The organism is Rhodoferax sediminis, assembly GCF_006970865.1.
Taxonomy (GTDB): Bacteria; Pseudomonadota; Gammaproteobacteria; order Burkholderiales; family Burkholderiaceae_C; genus Rhodoferax_A; species Rhodoferax_A sediminis.
Map to the genome: position 1 here is coordinate 2220106 of NZ_CP035503.1, position 16647 is coordinate 2236752.

At 64.9% G+C, this 16647-nt stretch carries 15 protein-coding genes; 9 read left to right on the forward strand and 6 right to left on the reverse strand.

Going from position 1 to position 16647, the window contains the following annotated elements:
- Positions 1–10 precede the first annotated feature (10 nt).
- Positions 11–3526: a chromosome segregation protein SMC gene (gene smc / locus EUB48_RS10670; protein WP_142818984.1), complete on the reverse strand. Its 3516-nt coding sequence runs from the start codon at positions 3524–3526 to the stop codon at positions 11–13.
- A 249-nt stretch (positions 3527–3775) separates the two neighbouring features.
- Between smc and EUB48_RS10675 the strand changes: the two genes are divergently transcribed.
- The 5 genes from EUB48_RS10675 (at position 3776) to EUB48_RS10695 (ending at position 7725) form a co-directional block, all read left to right on the forward strand.
- Positions 3776–4372, forward strand: coding sequence for an undecaprenyl-diphosphatase (locus tag EUB48_RS10675; RefSeq protein ID WP_142818986.1), 597 nt, complete (start codon positions 3776–3778; stop codon positions 4370–4372).
- 87 nt (positions 4373–4459) lie between these two features.
- Positions 4460–5230 carry a COG4705 family protein gene (locus EUB48_RS10680; RefSeq protein WP_244618170.1) on the forward strand — a complete coding sequence of 257 codons (771 nt, stop codon included), beginning with the start codon at positions 4460–4462 and terminating at the stop codon, positions 5228–5230.
- 14 nt (positions 5231–5244) lie between these two features.
- Positions 5245–5907, forward strand: a complete 663-nt coding sequence (locus EUB48_RS10685; protein ID WP_142818988.1) for a response regulator transcription factor — start codon at positions 5245–5247, stop codon at positions 5905–5907.
- Positions 5883–7250, forward strand: coding sequence for an ATP-binding protein (locus EUB48_RS10690; protein WP_142818990.1), 1368 nt, complete (start codon positions 5883–5885; stop codon positions 7248–7250). Before EUB48_RS10685 ends, EUB48_RS10690 begins: the two co-directional genes overlap by 25 nt.
- 70 nt (positions 7251–7320) lie before the next feature.
- The gene (locus EUB48_RS10695; RefSeq protein ID WP_210411613.1) at positions 7321–7725 is read left to right on the forward strand and encodes a PaaI family thioesterase; all 405 of its coding nucleotides are present in this window, start codon (positions 7321–7323) and stop codon (positions 7723–7725) included.
- A gap of 50 nt (positions 7726–7775) precedes the next feature.
- On the opposite strand, the gene EUB48_RS10700 is transcribed toward EUB48_RS10695, so the two are convergent.
- The 5 genes from EUB48_RS10700 to EUB48_RS10720 are packed head-to-tail and all read right to left on the reverse strand — an operon-like array spanning position 7776 to position 12746.
- Positions 7776–8189 (reverse strand): RidA family protein, encoded by a 414-nt coding sequence (locus tag EUB48_RS10700; RefSeq protein WP_142818992.1) that lies wholly within the window; start codon positions 8187–8189, stop codon positions 7776–7778.
- Positions 8190–8213: 24 nt separating this feature from the next.
- On the reverse strand, positions 8214–9677 hold the full coding sequence (locus tag EUB48_RS10705) for an efflux transporter outer membrane subunit (protein WP_142818994.1): 1464 nt from the start codon (positions 9675–9677) through the stop codon (positions 8214–8216).
- 11 nt (positions 9678–9688) lie between these two features.
- Complete coding sequence (locus tag EUB48_RS10710; protein WP_142818996.1) at positions 9689–10831, reverse strand: ABC transporter permease; 1143 nt, start codon at positions 10829–10831, stop codon at positions 9689–9691.
- Entirely contained in the window at positions 10828–11781 is a 954-nt protein-coding gene (locus EUB48_RS10715; RefSeq protein WP_142818998.1) for an ABC transporter ATP-binding protein, read from the reverse strand. Before EUB48_RS10715 ends, EUB48_RS10710 begins: the two co-directional genes overlap by 4 nt.
- Positions 11778–12746 carry an HlyD family secretion protein gene (locus EUB48_RS10720; protein ID WP_142819000.1) on the reverse strand — a complete coding sequence of 323 codons (969 nt, stop codon included), beginning with the start codon at positions 12744–12746 and terminating at the stop codon, positions 11778–11780. Before EUB48_RS10720 ends, EUB48_RS10715 begins: the two co-directional genes overlap by 4 nt.
- Positions 12747–13092: 346 nt before the next feature.
- Between EUB48_RS10720 and EUB48_RS21360 the strand changes: the two genes are divergently transcribed.
- From EUB48_RS21360 to EUB48_RS10735, 4 genes are all read left to right on the forward strand, one after another.
- Positions 13093–13233 (forward strand): hypothetical protein, encoded by a 141-nt coding sequence (locus EUB48_RS21360; RefSeq protein ID WP_168226739.1) that lies wholly within the window; start codon positions 13093–13095, stop codon positions 13231–13233.
- A 67-nt stretch (positions 13234–13300) separates the two neighbouring features.
- Positions 13301–14524 carry a succinyldiaminopimelate transaminase gene (gene dapC / locus EUB48_RS10725; RefSeq protein WP_142819003.1) on the forward strand — a complete coding sequence of 408 codons (1224 nt, stop codon included), beginning with the start codon at positions 13301–13303 and terminating at the stop codon, positions 14522–14524.
- 31 nt (positions 14525–14555) lie between these two features.
- The gene (dapD, locus tag EUB48_RS10730; RefSeq protein ID WP_142819005.1) at positions 14556–15380 is read left to right on the forward strand and encodes a 2,3,4,5-tetrahydropyridine-2,6-dicarboxylate N-succinyltransferase; all 825 of its coding nucleotides are present in this window, start codon (positions 14556–14558) and stop codon (positions 15378–15380) included.
- A gap of 40 nt (positions 15381–15420) precedes the next feature.
- Positions 15421–16626 (forward strand): PilT/PilU family type 4a pilus ATPase, encoded by a 1206-nt coding sequence (locus EUB48_RS10735; RefSeq protein ID WP_142819007.1) that lies wholly within the window; start codon positions 15421–15423, stop codon positions 16624–16626.
- Positions 16627–16647: the final 21 nt, after the last annotated feature.

A 16647-nucleotide genomic window follows, 5' to 3' on the forward strand; every position in this document is an offset into this window, starting at 1 on the left:
CTCCTGCGGGTCAGGCCGCCTCGGCCATGGAGACGGCGGATTCCATATCCACCGCCACGATGCGCGACACACCCTGCTCCTGCATGGTCACGCCGATCAGTTGCTCGGCCATTTCCATCGCGATCTTGTTGTGGCTGATGAAGAGGAACTGGGTTTCACGGCTCATGGCGCGCACCAGTTTCGCATAACGCTCGGTGTTGGCGTCGTCCAGCGGCGCGTCCACCTCGTCGAGCAGGCAGAACGGCGCCGGGTTGAGCTGGAAGATCGCAAACACCAGCGCAATCGCGGTCAGGGCCTTTTCGCCGCCCGAGAGCAGGTGAATGGTCTGGTTCTTCTTGCCCGGCGGCTGGGCCAGCACCTGCACGCCCGAGTCGAGGATTTCCTCGCCGGTGATTACCAGGCGGGCGTTGCCGCCGCCAAACAGCTCGGGGAACATCCGGCCGAAATGCTCGTTCACGGTGTTGAAGGTGCCGGCCAACAGTTCGCGGGTTTCGCTGTCGATCTTCTTGATGGCATCTTCCAGCGTGGTCATGGCTTCCACCAGGTCGGCCGTCTGGGCATCGAGGAACTGCTTGCGCTCGCGCGAGGTGTTCAGCTCCTCGAGCGCGGCCAAGTTCACGGCACCGAGCGCCGCGATTTCGCGGTGCAGACGGTCGATCTCGCCCTGCATGCCGGGCAAACGCACGTTGCCTTCCTCGACGGACCTGGCCACGGCCTCCAGGTCGGCCTGGGCATCGGCCAGCAGCTGGGTGTATTGCTCCAGCCCCAGTCGCGCGGCCTGCTCCTTGAGCTGGAAGTCGGTGATGCGTTGGCGCAGCGGGTCGAGTTCGCGCTCGAGCTGCAGGCGGCGTTCGTCGCTGGCGCGCAGCTTGGCGGTCAGGTCGTCGTATTCGCTGCGCTTGGCGCCCAGTGCGGCCTCGCGCTCCAGCTTGAGCGCCAGCGCGCTCTGCAGGCCGGCCTGGGCCGCGGCGGCAGTCAGACGGGTCAGCTCATCAAGGGCCTGCTGCTGCTCCTGCGCGATGCTCTGGGCCTGCTGCGCAGCCGTTTCCATCGCGCGGGCCAGCTCGGCCTTGCGCGACTCCAGGCTGCGCTGGGCAAACGTGGCCTCATGGGCCTGGCGCTCCAGGCTGCGCCGCTGCTCGCGGCACTGCGTCAGCTGGCGCTCGGCCTCGATCACGCGCTCGTCAAGCTGCGCATGGCGCTCCTGGGTGTCGGCCAGCTGCATGTCGAGCTCTTCAAAGCGGCCTTCCGCGGTGACGCGGCGCTCCTGCAGGTCGCCCAGCTGGGCATCGACCTCGTGCAGGTCGGCGGCGATCTGCTCGCTGCGGGCGCGGGTCTGTTCGGCCAGCTGCGTCAGGCGCAGCGTCTCCACCTGCAGCTCATGTGCGCGGCTCTGGCTCTCGGCCGCCTCGCGCCGCGCCGCGATCAGCCGCTGCGACGCATCGGAATATGCGGCTTCGGCGCGCACCAGGGCCGAGCGGGACTCTTCGCTGATCAGCGCCTGCGCCTTGAACTGGCGCTCCAGGTTTTCAATTTCCTGGGCACGCGCCAGCAGGCCCGCCTGCTCGGAGTCCTGCGCGTAAAAGCTCACGCTGTGCAAGCTGACCGCATGCCCGGTCTTGACGTAAATCACCTCGCCCGGCTGCAGCTGGGCGCGGCTGGCGAGCGCGTCTTCAAAACTCGGCGCCGTGTAGCAGCCGTGCAGCCAGTCGGTCAGCAGGGCCTTCTGACCCGCATCGTTCAGGCGCAGCAGGTCGGCCAGCCGGGGCCGCGCCGCTGCCTTCTCGGGCAAACCGGCCTGCGGCGGGCTGTAGAAAGCCAGTTTGGCTGGCGGCGCGTCGCCACTGAACGAGCGCACCATGTCCAGCCGGCTCACCTCCAGCGCGCCCAGGCGCTCGCGCAGCGCGCCCTCCAGCGCGTTCTCCCAGCCCTGTTCGATGTGGATCCGGCTCCACAGGCCCTGCAAGCCATCCAGCCCGTGCTTGGCCAGCCAGGGTTTGAGCTTGCCGCCGGTCTTGACCTTTTCCTGCAAGGCCTTGAGCGCCTCCAGGCGGGCCGACAGATCCGCCTGTTTGGCGGATTCGCTGTTCACCGTCTGCTGCCTGGTGCGGCGGTCGTCATCGAGCTGCGGCACCGACTCCTGCAGCTCGTGCAGGCGCGCGTCGGCCACGCTGGCAGCTTCCTGCGCGGCCTCCAGTTGGTTGTTCAGGTTCACCAGGCGCGCCTCGTCGGGCGCCGCCAGTGCATTCTTGTCGGCGGCCAGGCGCTCGCGGCGCTGATTCAATTGGCGCGACTGCTCCTCAATGCTGCGCTGCTCCGCCGCCAGCACCTGGATTTGCTGCTGCACCTGGCCCACACTGCTGCGCTGCTCGTTGGCCTTGGTTTGCGCCTGGCGCAGCGCGTCTTCCAGATCGGGCAGCACGTGGGCCTGCTCTTCGACCTGTGCGGCCAGCAACTCGGCCTTTTCTTCGGCATCCTGTGCCTGCGCGGCCAGGGTTTCGGTCTCGGCGCGTGCATCGTCGCCGCGCGCGGCCCATTGCGCGGTTTGCTCTGTCAATGTTGCCAGGCGCTGCTCGACGCGCTGGCGGCCCTCCACCACGAAGCGGATTTCGGCCTCCAGCCGCCCGACCTCGGCGCTGGCCTCGTACAGCAGGCCCTGCGACTGGTTGACCTGGTCGCCGGCCGCGTAATGCGCCTGGCGAATGGTCTCCAGGTCGGCTTCGATATGGCGCAGGTCGGCCAGCCTTGATTCGAGGTCGTTGACCGCCTTTTCGGCGTCAAGCCGGACCCGGGCCTGGTCCGCTTCGCTCTCGGCGCGCTTCAGGAACCATTGCTGATGCTGTTTCAGGGTCACGTCCGCCTGCAGCGTGTTGTACTTTTGCGCCACCTCGGCCTGTTTTTCCAATTTTTCCAGGTTGGCATTGAGTTCGCGCAGGATGTCTTCGACGCGGGTGAGGTTCTCGCGCGTGTCCGACAGGCGGTTTTCGGTCTCGCGGCGGCGCTCCTTGTACTTGGAGACTCCCGCCGCCTCCTCCAGAAACAGGCGCAGCTCTTCGGGTTTTGACTCGATGATGCGGCTGATCGTACCCTGGCCAATGATGGCGTAGGCGCGTGGCCCCAGGCCGGTGCCCAGGAACACGTCCTGCACGTCGCGCCGGCGCACCGGCTGGTTGTTGATGTAGTAGCTGGAGGTGCCGTCGCGCGTCAGCACGCGCTTGACCGCAATCTCGGTGAACTGGCTCCACTGGCCGCCGGCGCGGTGGTCGGCATTGTCGAACACCAACTCCACGCTGGAGCGACTGGCCGCCTTGCGCAGGTTGGTGCCGTTGAAGATCACGTCCTGCATGGACTCGCCACGCAGCTCGGAGGCCCGGCTTTCCCCCAGAACCCAGCGCACCGCGTCCATGATGTTGGACTTGCCGCAGCCGTTGGGCCCGACCACCCCCACCAGTTGCCCCGGCAGCAGGAAGTTGGTCGGCTCGGCGAAGGATTTGAACCCGGATAACTTGATGGAATTGAGACGCACGGGCGGTGGACGCTGACTTGTTGGTTTGAACGGCGAACGGGCTGCAGGCCTGCATCCCGAATGGCCCCTGAACAGGGTGTCATGATACCTTGCTCACGAGAGGCAATTGCCCTGGCCGGGAGGGCTCCGATGGCACTCAGTGCGGGCTAAGCTTGTCTGTGTACGCTGGTGCGTCACGCAAATGTCTGTGTGCATGCTGATGGACGGGGTCGCCCTGACCGGCCTGAATGGTCCAGCTTCGGAGTTTTCATGGAAGAATTCAATCAATCACTGTTTCTGCTCATCAATGCACCGGCCCATCCGGCCCCGGTCTTACTGGCAATCGCCGAACTGTTTGCGGGCTACGTAATCTGGCTGGTGCCGCTGTCCCTGGCGGCACTCTGGCTGCGCGGTGGCGAGCACATCCGTAAACTGATGCTGGAAGCGGCGCTCTCGGGTGTGGTGGGGCTGCTGATCGCTCAGGCGATCGGGCTGGTGTGGCAGCATCCGCGGCCTTTCATGATCGGGCTGGGCCACCAGTTGATTCCCCACGTGGCCGACTCCTCGTTTCCCAGCGATCACCTGACCCTGCTGTGGAGCGTCGCGTTCGGCTTGCTGGTGCATCGGGAGTCCCGCGCGGCGGGCGCGCCGCTGGCCCTGCTGGGACTCCCCGTGGCCTGGGCACGCATTTACCTGGGGGTGCATTTCCCTCTGGACATGGTCGGCGCCGGGTTGGTTGCCATCCTGAGCGCCGGCCTCTGCCGGCGCGAAGCACGCTGGCTCGTGAATCCCCTCCTTCCATGGGCGACGGCCATGCATCACCGTGTTTTCGCGCCACTGATCCGTCATGGCTGGGTAGCGAAGTAATGGCCTATCCCCTATCCCTGTCCTAAGTTTTGCCCGGGATAGTGGCGCCTTTCAGCCCGCACCCTTGATCTCATCAAGAGAAAAATCATGAATACAGTTTTACGTAAAGATACAACCCGAATGCTGAGCAAGGTTCCGGAAGTCACCCTGATCTTCTGGATCATCAAAATTGCCGCCACCACACTGGGTGAAACCGGCGGCGACGCGGTGTCCATGTCGATGAACCTGGGATATCTCGTGGCAACGGCCATTTTTGCGGCGATCTTCCTGGTTGCCGTGGTCGCCCAGATCAAGGCCAAGGCCTTTCACCCCTTCCTGTACTGGATCACCATCGTTGCGACGACGACGGTCGGGACGACGATGGCAGATTTTGCCGATCGCTCTCTTGGCATTGGCTATGCGGGAGGATCGACGATATTGTTTGCCCTGTTGATGGCCTCCCTGGCCATCTGGTATCGATCCATGGGCACGGTATCGGTCGACACCGTCGGTTCGCCGAAGGCCGAGATGTTCTACTGGGTAACGATCATGTTCTCGCAAACGCTGGGCACCGCACTGGGTGACTGGACAGCCAGCACGGCGGGTCTCGGCTATGAGGGAAGTGCGGTGGTCTTTGGCGGGCTGCTGGCACTCGTTGCGGCCGCGTACTACCGGACCAGTGTTTCTCGCACTCTGCTGTTCTGGGTGGCCTTCATTCTCACGCGCCCTCTTGGGGCTGTGGTGGGCGACTTTCTCGACAAGCCTTTGAATGCTGGCGGACTGGCATTGAGTCGTTACTCCGCATCGGCGGCGCTGTTTGCGTTGATGCTGACTTGTATCCTGTTTTTCCCGCAAAAGGCGGCGAAACAAGCCCATTGACTGCCGGAGGGTAAATGCGCGTCCTGCTGGTTGAAGATGACCCCATGATTGGGGAAGCCATCCAGAGTGCCTTGAGGGATGCTTCTTACGCGACCGACTGGGTGAAGAATGGACAAGCGGCGCTCGATACGCTCTCCGGCCAGTACTATGACCTTGTCTTGCTCGACCTCGGTTTGCCCGGGAAGGATGGCCTTGACGTGTTGGGCTCGATCCGCGCCAGGGACAACCCCGTACCGCTTCTCATCATCACGGCGCGCGACGAACTGAATGAGCGGATTCGCGGGCTGGACGGTGGTGCCGACGACTACGTGCTTAAACCCTTTGAGATGGCCGAACTGCTGGCGCGCATGCGCGCAGTGCTGCGGCGCAAGGGGGGCACATCCAGCCCGGTACTCTCGAACGGTGCTTTGATGCTCGACCCCGCCACACGGGAAGCCACCGTGAATGGCATGGTAAACCGCCTGTCCGGGCGCGAGTTTTCCTTGCTGCAAGCCCTGCTGGTCCGGCCCGGCGCCATCCTCTCGCGCGGCGAGCTGGAAGACCGGATTTACGGCTGGGGCGAAGAGGTCGAGAGCAATGCCGTCGAATTCCTGATTCACTCGCTTCGCAAAAAACTGGGCAGTGACGCCATTAAAAATGTACGGGGGGTGGGATGGATGGTTTCCAGGGAAAGCTGAGGCAGTCGTTGCAGTTCAGGCTGTCGGCCTGGCTGTGCGGGGTCATCGCGGTGATTGCAGTCGCCGCCGGCATTGTTTCTTTTTTGTCGGCGTTCCAGGAAGCCATCGAACTGCAGGACGACCAGCTTCGCCAGATGGCGGCCCTCTTCGATGGGCAGCAGTTGCCTGTTCCATCCGCCGCCCCGCACGTGGACAAGCTCGAGGGCGACCCTGACTCGCGCGTGGTGGTGCAATGGCTGCGCCCTGCCAGCGCCGCGTCCGTCAAGCCTGCCGGGGCGCTCTCCGGCCTGCCAGCCAATTTATCCGATGGTATCCAGACCACGAAACTGGGCGGCACATCCTGGCGGGTGTTCGTGAAGACAGTGGCGTCCGGAGCCCGGGTTGCCATTGGTCAACGTACGGAAGTGCGCGATGAGATCGCCCGCGACAGCGCGCAGCGCACTTTGATGCCGTTCCTGATCCTGATTCCCGTCTTGCTGCTGCTGGTGGGTGGCCTGATCCGCAACATGTTCCGGCCACTGAAAACGATGGCTTGGGAGCTTGACCGGCGCTCCGAGCAGGATCTGCGCGAAGTCGCCCCTGCGCACCTTCCTTCGGAAGTTCGCCCCTTCGTGGTGGCCATCAATCGGTTGCTGTCGCGGGTGGGCCAGTCGGTGTCGATGCAGCGGCGCTTTGTCGCGGACGCGGCGCACGAACTGCGCTCGCCGCTGACGGCGCTTTCGCTGCAAGCGGAGCAACTGGACGCAGCGGACATGTCGGCGCACGCGAGGGAGCGGCTGGCCGTGTTGCGCAGCGGCATCCGGCGCACGCGGAGTCTGGTCGACCAACTGCTCACGCTGGCCCGCGTGCAGGATTCTTCCCGGGAGCGAACCCGAACGGTGTCGGTGCAACAGGTTTTCCGGCAGGTGCTGGAAGATCTGATGCCCCTGGCGGAAGTCAAGAATATCGACGTGGGCGTCGTGGGCACGCAGGATGCCCGCGTCACGGCCCCCGAGGCGGACCTCAAGACACTGGTGAAAAACCTGGTGGACAACGCCATCCGCTATACGCCCAACGGGGGCCAGATCAATCTCTCGGTGCACGCCAATGAGGGGCAGGTGATCCTGCAGGTCACCGATACGGGACCGGGCATCGCGCCGGAAGAACGCCAACGCGTGTTCGATCCCTTTTACCGTGTCGTGGGCCACGACGAAGTGGGGTCCGGGCTGGGCCTGTCCATCGTGCAGACCATTGCGGGTCGGCTCGAAGCCAAAATCGACCTCGGTTACGCGAGCGAGCCGGCGCAGTCGGGGTTGCGGATTTCAGTCGCCTTCCCAGAGGCGGCCCATGTCGCGACTGACTGAGAACTCCTCCCCTCAGCCAGTGAATCCCGCAAAATAGAAGCTTGCGTTGGCAAACATCCTAGGAGATACCGTGAACGATCTTGCTTCCATTCAGGAACTGCTCGCGCCGCTGTTTCCCGGCCTCATCGGCATGCAGCTGGTGGAGGTCACGCCGGATCGCGTCGTCGCCACGCTGGAGGTCCGGCCCAACCTGTGCACCACGGGCGAAATTCTGCATGGCGGCGCGATCATGGCGTTCGCCGACACGCTGGGCGGAGTCGGCACCTTCGTCAGTCTTGCCGAGGGCAAGCGCACGGCGACGGTGGAGTCGAGCACCAAGTTCATCGGTGCCGCCAGGGTGGGCAGCACCGTGACCGCCGAGTGCGAGGCCTTGCACCGGGGCAAGACCACGATGGTCTGGCAGACGAAGATCCTGACCGCCCAGGGCAAACTGTGCGCGGTGGTGACGCAGACCCAACTGGTGCTCGACATTTGAGCCTTTTAGCGCCGCAGCCCTTTGAAACCGGGGCTCGGCAGCTATCATTTCTATACGGATGGGGTCGCAGGGCCGGGCTTGCGCGCCGTCACTTCGATCTCGATTTTCATACGCGGATCGGCCAGCCCGGCCGAGATCATCATGGCCGCAGGGAGAACATCGCCGAAGTAGCGGCGCAAGGTGGGCCAGCAGGCGGGGAAATCGGCCGCGTCGGGCAGCACATAGGTGACGCGCACCACGTCGGCCAGGCTGCTGCCGGCCTGCGCCAGTGCGGCCTGGATGTTGCGCAGGCACTGGTCGGTCTGCGCCACCACGTCGCCGGCGATGGTCATGCTGGCGTAGTCAAACCCCGTGGTGCCCGAGACAAAAATCCAGTCGCCGCCCGCGTCGTGGCTCACCACGGCGCGCGAGTAGCCCATTTCCTGCTCAAAGGTCGATCCGGAGCTGATGAGTTGTCGAGTCATGCTGATGCCTGTGTCCAAGTCTCATTATTCCAACGAATTGGCAAGGGGCGCAGACACCCATCCGCCACCCAGCGCCTGAAACAGCGCCGCCGTATCGGCGAGCCGGTCGGCCTGTGCGCGGGTCCGCTCCAGCGCCGTCTGCAGCGCCTGGCGCTGCGTATCGAGCCGGTCGAATCGGCTGACGCCGCCGGCGGAATACCGCGCCTGCGCGATCGCAAGACTCGCCTGCGCCTGCCGCGCGGCTTCATCGCGGGCCTGCAGTTCGCGCGCGTCGTTGCCCAGCGCCGTCAACGTGTCCGCAACCTGCTGCAGCGCCTGCAATACCGTCTGCTGGTAGCCGGCGAGCGCTGCGTCGTACGCCGCCTGCGCCGAGCGTTTCTTCGCCTGCAGTGCGCCCCCATGAAAAATCGGCTGCGTGAGGGCCAGGCCCACATTCCAGATATTGAGCCCGTTCACGACATCTTCGATGCGGGTGCGCTCCGAGCCGATCCCGGCGGAAATCATGAACTGCGGATACAGGTTCGCTGTCGCCACGCCGACATTCGCGCTGGCCTGGTGCAGCAGCGCCTCCGACGCGCGGATGTCGGGCCGCTCGCGCGCCAGCGTGGACGGCAGCGTAAGTGGCAGCGTGTCCGGCAACTGCAGCGCATCGAGCGTGATGGCGCCGAAATCCGCCTTGGACGGCGCGCTGCCCAGCAGGATCGCGAGCTGGTGATCGGCCTGCGCGAGTTGCGTTGCGAGCGGCGCCAGCGACGCGCGGGTCTGCGCCAGCAGCGTGCGCTGGCTGCGCACGTCGAGCTGCGCCACGCCGCCGGCCGCGAAGCGTCCCTCGGTGATCGCCAGTTGTTGCGCCTGGGCGTCGGCGAGGCGCTGTGCCAGCGCGATCTGCTGCGCCAGCGACGCGCGCCGAACGGCGGCCAAGACGACGTTGCCTGCCAGGGTGAGCCGCGCCGCCTCGAGTTCGAAGGACTGGTAGTCGACCTGCGCCTTCAAGGCTTCCAGCGCGCGGCGATTGCCGCCGAAGATATCGAGCGCATACGACACGCCGACCGACGCGTTGTACAACGAAAACGGGCCGGGATTCGGCACATTCGGGATGCCGAACGCCGCGATATCCACCTGCTGTCGCGCGCCGCCGAGCGTCGCGTCGATCTTCGGGAAGTCGGTTGCGCCGGCCTGTGCCCTGTAGTTTTCGCGCGCCTCGGTGAGTTTTGCGCGCGCTTGCGCGAGCGTCGGGCTGTGCTGCAACGCGTGATCGACCAGGCGGTTGAGCGCATCGCAGTGAAACCGGGTCCACCACATCGGGACGGCGTGTGGCGCGGTGACAAAGCTCTGGGATGCCCCCGCCGCGCCACCGGCCGCCACCGTTGCCGCAGGCGGGGCTTCGCGGGTGTAGGTCTGGGTGTCCGGCGCGGCAGGCGGCCGAAAATCCGGTCCGACCGCGCAGCCGCACAGCGCGAGGATGGCGACAAGAGCGAGCGGCTTCATTGACCGGTCCCTCAGTCGAGCGTGCGCCGGTAAAAGCGCAGCGCAATGCCCATCACGATGACCATGAACAACGCCATCGGCCAGACCGACGGCCACAGGTCGACCCAGCCGCTGCCCTTGAGCAAAATGCCGCGAATCAGCCGGTTGAAATAGGTCAGCGGCAGCAGGTTGCCGATGAATTGCGCCCAGTCCGGCATTCCCGCGAACGGGAACATGAAGCCCGACAGCAGCAGGCTCGGCAGAAAATAGAACACGGTCAGCTGCATGGCCTGCAACTGGTTCCGGGCCATCGACGACAGCGTGATGCCGACCGTCAGGTTCGCCGCAATGAACAGCAGCGAGGCCAGATAGATGGCGAGCAGGCTGCCCGCGAACGGCACATGAAAGACAAGGCGCGCCGCGGCCAGGATGATGGATGCCTGCACCAGCCCGATCACCACATAAGGCACGATCTTGCCGGTCATCACCTCGACCGGCAGCGCGGGTGTCGCGAGCAGGTTTTCCATCGTGCCGCGTTCGCGCTCGCGCGTGATCGCCAGGCCGGTCATCATCACCATCGTCAGTGTCAGGATCACGCCCATCAGGCCCGGCACCACGTTGTATTGCGTAATGCCCTCGGGGTTGTACAGCTTGTGCACCTGCACTTCGAACGCAGCAGGCCTGCCATTCAGGTGGGCCAGCGGCCCGGTGATGTCCTTGTCCGCAACCGGCTGCACCAGGCCGGGGAGTGCCGCCAGTGCACTGCCCGTCGCAGTGGGGTCGGTGGCATCGGCTTCGAGCAGCAGCGATGGACGCTCACCGCGCAGCAGCCTGCGCGAAAAATCGACCGGGATGTTGAGCACGAACTGCACCCGGCCCTGTGCCAGCGCGCGTCGGCCGGCTTCCTCGTCGGGCAGGGTTTCAACGATGTCGAAATAGCTGGAGTTGGTCATCGCGGCGACAAAACTGCGCGTGAAGGCGCTCTGGTCGCCCATGACGACGGCGGTGGGCAGGTGCTTGGGGTCGGTGTTGATCGCGAAGCCGAACAGCGTGAGCTGGATGATCGGCAGGCCGATGATCATGGCGAACGTGATGCGGTCGCGCCGCAGTTGCAGGAACTCCTTGAGCACAATGCTCCACCAGCGCGACCACGAGAAAAGAACGCGCGTCGTCACGATGGCGCTCCATCGTTGTCGCTCGAACGGTCCACCAGGTAGATGAACACGTCCTCGAGTCCAGTCTCGATGCGCTCGATGCGCTCGATGCGCAACCCCGTGCCGGCGGTCGCCTGCCCGATAGCGGCTTCGAGCGCAGCGTGGTCGCTGCCGCTGACATGCAGCGCCGAACCAAACACGGCGACCTGATCGACACCCGGCACCCCGCGCAGCCGATCCGACAGTTGGCTCAGATGTTCGCCATGCAGGCTCCACGTTGCGAGATTCTGCGAGTCGATGATTTGTTTTGCGGTGCCTTGCGCCAGCAGCCTGCCGCACGCCATGTACGCGAGCTTGTGGCAGCGCTCGGCCTCGTCCATGTAATGCGTGCTGACCAGCACCGAAATGCCCCGCGCGGCGAGCTGGTGCAGCGTTTCCCAGAAGTTGCGGCGCGCCCCGGGGTCGACGCCCGCGGTGGGCTCGTCGAGCAACAGCAGCTGCGGCTCGTGCAGCATGCAGGCAGCGAGCGCGAGCCGTTGCTTCCAGCCACCGGACAACGCGCCCGTCAGTTGATCCGCCCGACTCTGCAGACCGAGCGATTCGAGCGAGCGGTCCACCGTTTCGCGGCGGGCCGGCATCTGGTAGATACGCGCGACAAAGTCGAGATTTTCCCGGATGGTCAGGTCGTCCCAGTAGGAGAAGCGCTGCGTCATGTAGCCGACGTTGCGCTTGATCTGCGCACTCTCGCGCACGATGTCGTAGCCAAGACAGGTGCCGGTGCCCGAATCCGGCGTGAGCAACCCGCACATCAGGCGGATGGAGGTGGTCTTGCCGCTGCCATTCGGCCCGAGAAAGCCGAAGATCTCGCCGCGCGCGACCTGCAGCGACAGGTCGCGCACGACGTGCTTGTCGCCGAAACGTTTGTTGAGCTTTTGCACGTCGATGGCGTAGGGCGGCGCGGGCGGGCTCATTGCAATGTCACCGCGACGGGCTGGCCGGGATGCAGCCGCGCGGCGTCGGCCGCGGACGGATGCGCTTCGACCATGAACACCAGCTTCGCGCGGTTCTCGTTGCTGTAGATCACGGGCGGGGTGTATTCGGCCTTGTTCGCGATGTACGTGATCTTCGCAGGCACGTCCGCGGCGCAGCCGTCGCAATGGATCGCCAGGGCGCGGCCCGGCGCCAGGGCGCCGACGATCGTCTCCGGCACAAAAAAGCGCACCTTCACGTTTTGCGGTGGCAGCAGTTGCACGACGGGATTGCCGGCCTGCACCCATTCGCCGACACGATACAGCGTGTCGTACACGAGCCCCCGGGCCGGCGCGCTCACACGCGTCTGGTCCAGCTTCCACTGCGCCTGGGCGACGGCCGCCTGCGCCGCCTCGATCTGCGCGCTCTGCGCGCCGATCTGCTGGGACCGCCCGGGAAGCCTGGCGACATCGACCTGATGCGTCAGTTCGCGCACCTGGGCCGCGGTCGCATCGGCGTTGGCCTGCGAGTCGTCGAGTTGCGCCTTCGCGATCCCGCCGACGCGGAACTGGGCCTCATCGCGCGTGAGCTGCAATGCGGCCTTGCGCGCATTGGCGAGCGCCTGCGCGAGCTGCGCCTTGATGACGTTGACTTCGGGCGGCCGCTTGCCGGTCTGGATGTCGGCCAGCTGCGCGCGCGCGACAGCGAGTTGCTGCTGCGCCTGCTGCAACGCGGCGGCTTCGTCAACCGATTCGAGCGCGAACACCGGCGCGCCGGCCTCGACCGTCTGCCCGCGCGCCACCGGCAATTGCGCGAGCTTGCCGGACTGCGACGAGCCGAGGTACACGAACTCGCCCTCGATATAGCCCTGATACGTGTTGTCGTCGTGGTGCGAGCAGCCCGCCAATGCCGCAGCCACACACAGCAGGACCGGCAGACATGTCGGCGCGCGGAAAAAACGGCTCATGGATGAGGCTTCATGGTGTGACTTTTTATTGCTCCGATCTTCCCCTCCGGCATCCCGGATGGCTGAACGCCGGGCGACCCTCTTTTACATGAAATCGGGTCGCCCCCCATGACGGCGCGCAAGCAAGCTGTCTGCGCTCGCGGATCGATCCTGAGTCAACGCGTTGCCGAGTCATTTTACGAATTTCTATAAATTCAATGATTTTCAAATAGCTATGAAATTTATTTAATCAATTACATTAACTACAGACAACGATCATGCGACGACTGAAAGCCTCCATTGGCCCGGGCTGTTCCGCCTTGACCCGAAGGCGCATACTGCAACAACCACCCCAGTGGAGAACGCCATGACCCTCTGCCCGATTGCCATCGCCGTTGGCTGCAAAAAATGCCCGGCTTTCAGTGTTTGCCCGCTCAAATCCGTGATTGGCGATCAGCCCAAGGCGGATGAAGTCAAGCCGAAAACCACGTCTGGACGGAAGAAGTAAGGACGATTGCGTCATTTTCCGCTGACGGTCCAGCGGCCGGGCGCAGTCAATCCCGGATAATTCGGGGATGAATCCCCTGTTGAAGCAATTGCAGCCCTATCCTTTCGAGCGGCTGCGGCAATTATTCGCCGGCATCACCCCCGACGCTTCCTACCGCCCCATCAGCCTGGGCATTGGCGAGCCGCGGCATGCCACTCCCGACCTCGTCAAACAGGCCCTGATGAATGCCGCGGCCGACCCGGCCGGCGGACTGGCCGCTTACCCGGCCACCGCGGGTTCGCCCCAACTGCGCGAGGCCTTTGTCGCATGGCTCGAGCGCCGTTACGGCCTGGCGCTGGACCCGGCCACCCAGGTGCTGCCCGTCAATGGCTCGCGCGAGGCGCTGTTTGCCTTCGCGCAAACCGTGCTCGACCCGAGCCGGCCAGGGGCGACCGTGGTCTGCCCCAATCCGTTCTACCAAATCTACGAGGGCGCTGCGCTGCTGGCGGGCGCGCAGCCGTACTTTGCACCGAGCGATCCGGCACGTAACTTCGCAGTGGACTGGGACAGCGTGCCGGCCGAGGTCTGGGCGCGCACGCAGCTGTTGTTCGTCTGCTCGCCCGGCAACCCCACGGGTGCCGTGATGCCGCTGGCCGAGTGGCGCAAGCTGTTCGAGTTGAGCGAGCGCCATGGTTTCGTGATTGCCTCGGACGAGTGCTACAGCGAGATTTATTTTCGCGAGGAGCCGCCGCTGGGCGCGCTGCAGGCGGCGGCGCAACTGGGGCCCAGCAACTTCAAGAATCTGGTCTCGTTCACCAGCCTGTCCAAGCGCAGCAATGTGCCCGGCATGCGCAGCGGCTTCGTGGCGGGCGATGCGGCCCTGCTCAAGCAGTTTTTGCTCTACCGCACCTACCACGGCAGCGCCATGGGCGGCGTGGTGCAGGCGGCCAGCATCGCCGCCTGGCGCGACGAGCAGCATGTGGTGGACAACCGCGCGCTGTACCGCGAGAAATTTGCCCAGGTCACGCCACTGCTGGCCCAAGTGCTGGAGGTGGCGCTGCCCGACGCCGGCTTTTATCTGTGGGCCAAGGTGCCCGCCAGCCGCAGCGGCGAGCCCGGCGATGACACCGCTTTCGCGCGCGAACTGCTGGCTCAATACAATGTGACGGTGTTGCCCGGCAGTTATCTGGCGCGCGAGGCCCATGGTTTGAACCCGGGCAAGGGCCGCATCCGCATGGCTTTGGTCGCCGAAACGGCGGAATGCCTCGAAGCCGCGCAGCGCATCGTGCAATTTGTCAACACCCAATCCTAATTCCCAAAAACCCGACCCCGAGACTTTCACCATGACCCAGCAACTGCAAAAAATCATCGATGCCGCGTGGGAAGACCGCGCCAACCTGTCGCCCAAGGCCGCACCCAAGGAAGTGATTGAGGCGGTGGAGCACGCCATCGGCGAACTCAACAACGGCCATCTGCGCGTGGCCACGCGCGAAGGCGTGGGCCAGTGGACCACGCACCAGTGGCTCAAGAAGGCCGTGCTGCTGAGCTTTCGCCTGAACGACAACGAAGTCATCCGCGCCGGCGATCTGGGTTTCTACGACAAGGTGAAAACCAAATTCGCGCACCTCGACGCAGAGCAGATGCGCGCCACCGGCGTGCGCGTGGTGCCGCCGGCCGTGGCGCGCCGCGGCAGCTTTATTGCCAAAGGCGCGATCCTGATGCCCTCTTACGTCAACATCGGCGCCTACGTCGACGAAGGCACCATGGTCGACACCTGGGCCACCGTGGGCTCGTGCGCGCAGGTGGGCAAGAACGTGCACCTGTCCGGCGGCGTCGGCCTGGGCGGCGTGCTCGAGCCCTTGCAGGCGAATCCGACCATCATCGAGGACAACTGCTTCATCGGGGCGCGCTCCGAAGTGGTCGAAGGCGTGATCGTGGAAGAAAACTCGGTTGTCTCGATGGGCGTGTACCTGGGCCAGAGCACCCCGATTTACGACCGCGCCAGCGACACGGTGAGCTACGGCCGCATTCCCGCGGGCTCGGTCGTGATCAGCGGCAGCCTGCCCAAGCCCGGCGGCAAGTACAGCATGTACGCCGCCATCATCGTCAAGCGGGTCGACGCGAAAACCCGCGCCACCACCAGCCTGAACGAGCTGCTGCGCGACTGAGCGGATCACCCCTCACAATACTTTCGGGAAAAGACGCACGATGAACACGATGGAGAGAATTCTTCGCCTGATGGCGGACCGCAAGGCCTCGGACGTGTACCTGTCGGCCCACTCGCCGGCGCTGATCAAGATCAACGGCCAGAGCGTTCCCATCAACGCGCAGGTGCTGCCGCCCGAGGCGCCGCGCAACCTGTTGGCCGAAATCCTGGCGCCGGCGCGCATCGAGGAGCTGGAAAAAACCGGCGAACTGAACATGGCCTTCCCGCTCCATGGGGTCGGCAATTTCCGCATCAGCGGCCTGCGCCAGCGCGGCAGCTATGCCGCCGTGATCCGCTACATCGCCGACGACATTCCGCCGCTGGACACGCTGAACCTGCCGCCCATCCTGAGCCAGCTGGTGATGGAAAAGCGCGGGCTGCTGCTGCTGGTGGGCGCCACCGGCGCGGGCAAGAGCACGACGCTGGCCTCCATGATCGACCACCGCAACGAAAACGCCGTGGGCCACGTCCTCACCATCGAGGACCCGATCGAGTACATGTTCAAGAACAAGAAGTCCGTGATCAACCAGCGCGAGATCGGCACCGACACCGAATCGCTGCAAATCGCGCTGCGCAATGCGCTGCGGCAGGCGCCTGACGTGATCCTGATCGGCGAAATTCGCGACCGCGACACCATGTCCGCGGCCATCGCCTACGCCCAGTCGGGCCACCTGTGCCTGGCTACCATGCACGCCAACAACAGCTACCAGGCGCTGAACCGCATCCTGAGCTTCTACCCGGTGGAAGTGCGCCCGACCATGCTGGGCGACCTGGCCGCCGCGCTCAAGGCCGTGGTGTCGCAGCGCCTGCTGCGCACGGCCTCCGGCAAGCGGCTGCCCGCCGTGGAGGTCATGCTCAACACCAAGCTGGTGGCCGAGCTGATCGAGAAAGGCGACTTCTCGGGCGTCAAGGAAGCCATGGAAAACTCCATTGCCGAGGGCTCGCAAACCTTTGAGGAAGACATCGCGCGCCTGATCCTGGACGGCAGCGTCGAGCGCAAGGAAGGCCTCGGCCACTCGGATTCGCCCACCAACCTGATGTGGCGCCTGCAGAACAACCAGGTCAGGGCGGCCAAGGCGCTGGAAGAAGAGCCGCAAAGCGACGATCCTTCATTCACAGAAATCACGCTGGATGTGCGCACGACCGGGTTCGGCGCCACCGGTTTTGGTGCCACTGGCTTTGGCAAGACAGGCGTTGGCCCGCTGTAATGCCAACACCCTGATTGCAGA

Coding starts and splice junctions, on each gene's coding strand:
- EUB48_RS10675 (WP_142818986.1), top strand. CDS start 3,776: ATGGAAGAATTCAATCAATCACTGTTTCTGCTCATCAATGCACCGGCC.
- EUB48_RS10680 (WP_244618170.1), top strand. CDS start 4,460: ATGAATACAGTTTTACGTAAAGATACAACCCGAATGCTGAGCAAGGTT.
- EUB48_RS10685 (WP_142818988.1), top strand. CDS start 5,245: ATGCGCGTCCTGCTGGTTGAAGATGACCCCATGATTGGGGAAGCCATC.
- EUB48_RS10690 (WP_142818990.1), top strand. CDS start 5,883: ATGGATGGTTTCCAGGGAAAGCTGAGGCAGTCGTTGCAGTTCAGGCTG.
- EUB48_RS10700 (WP_142818992.1), bottom strand. CDS start 8,189: ATGACTCGACAACTCATCAGCTCCGGATCGACCTTTGAGCAGGAAATG.
- EUB48_RS10705 (WP_142818994.1), bottom strand. CDS start 9,677: ATGAAGCCGCTCGCTCTTGTCGCCATCCTCGCGCTGTGCGGCTGCGCG.
- EUB48_RS10715 (WP_142818998.1), bottom strand. CDS start 11,781: ATGAGCCCGCCCGCGCCGCCCTACGCCATCGACGTGCAAAAGCTCAAC.
- EUB48_RS10720 (WP_142819000.1), bottom strand. CDS start 12,746: ATGAGCCGTTTTTTCCGCGCGCCGACATGTCTGCCGGTCCTGCTGTGT.
- EUB48_RS21360 (WP_168226739.1), top strand. CDS start 13,093: ATGACCCTCTGCCCGATTGCCATCGCCGTTGGCTGCAAAAAATGCCCG.
- dapC (WP_142819003.1), top strand. CDS start 13,301: ATGAATCCCCTGTTGAAGCAATTGCAGCCCTATCCTTTCGAGCGGCTG.
- dapD (WP_142819005.1), top strand. CDS start 14,556: ATGACCCAGCAACTGCAAAAAATCATCGATGCCGCGTGGGAAGACCGC.
- EUB48_RS10735 (WP_142819007.1), top strand. CDS start 15,421: ATGAACACGATGGAGAGAATTCTTCGCCTGATGGCGGACCGCAAGGCC.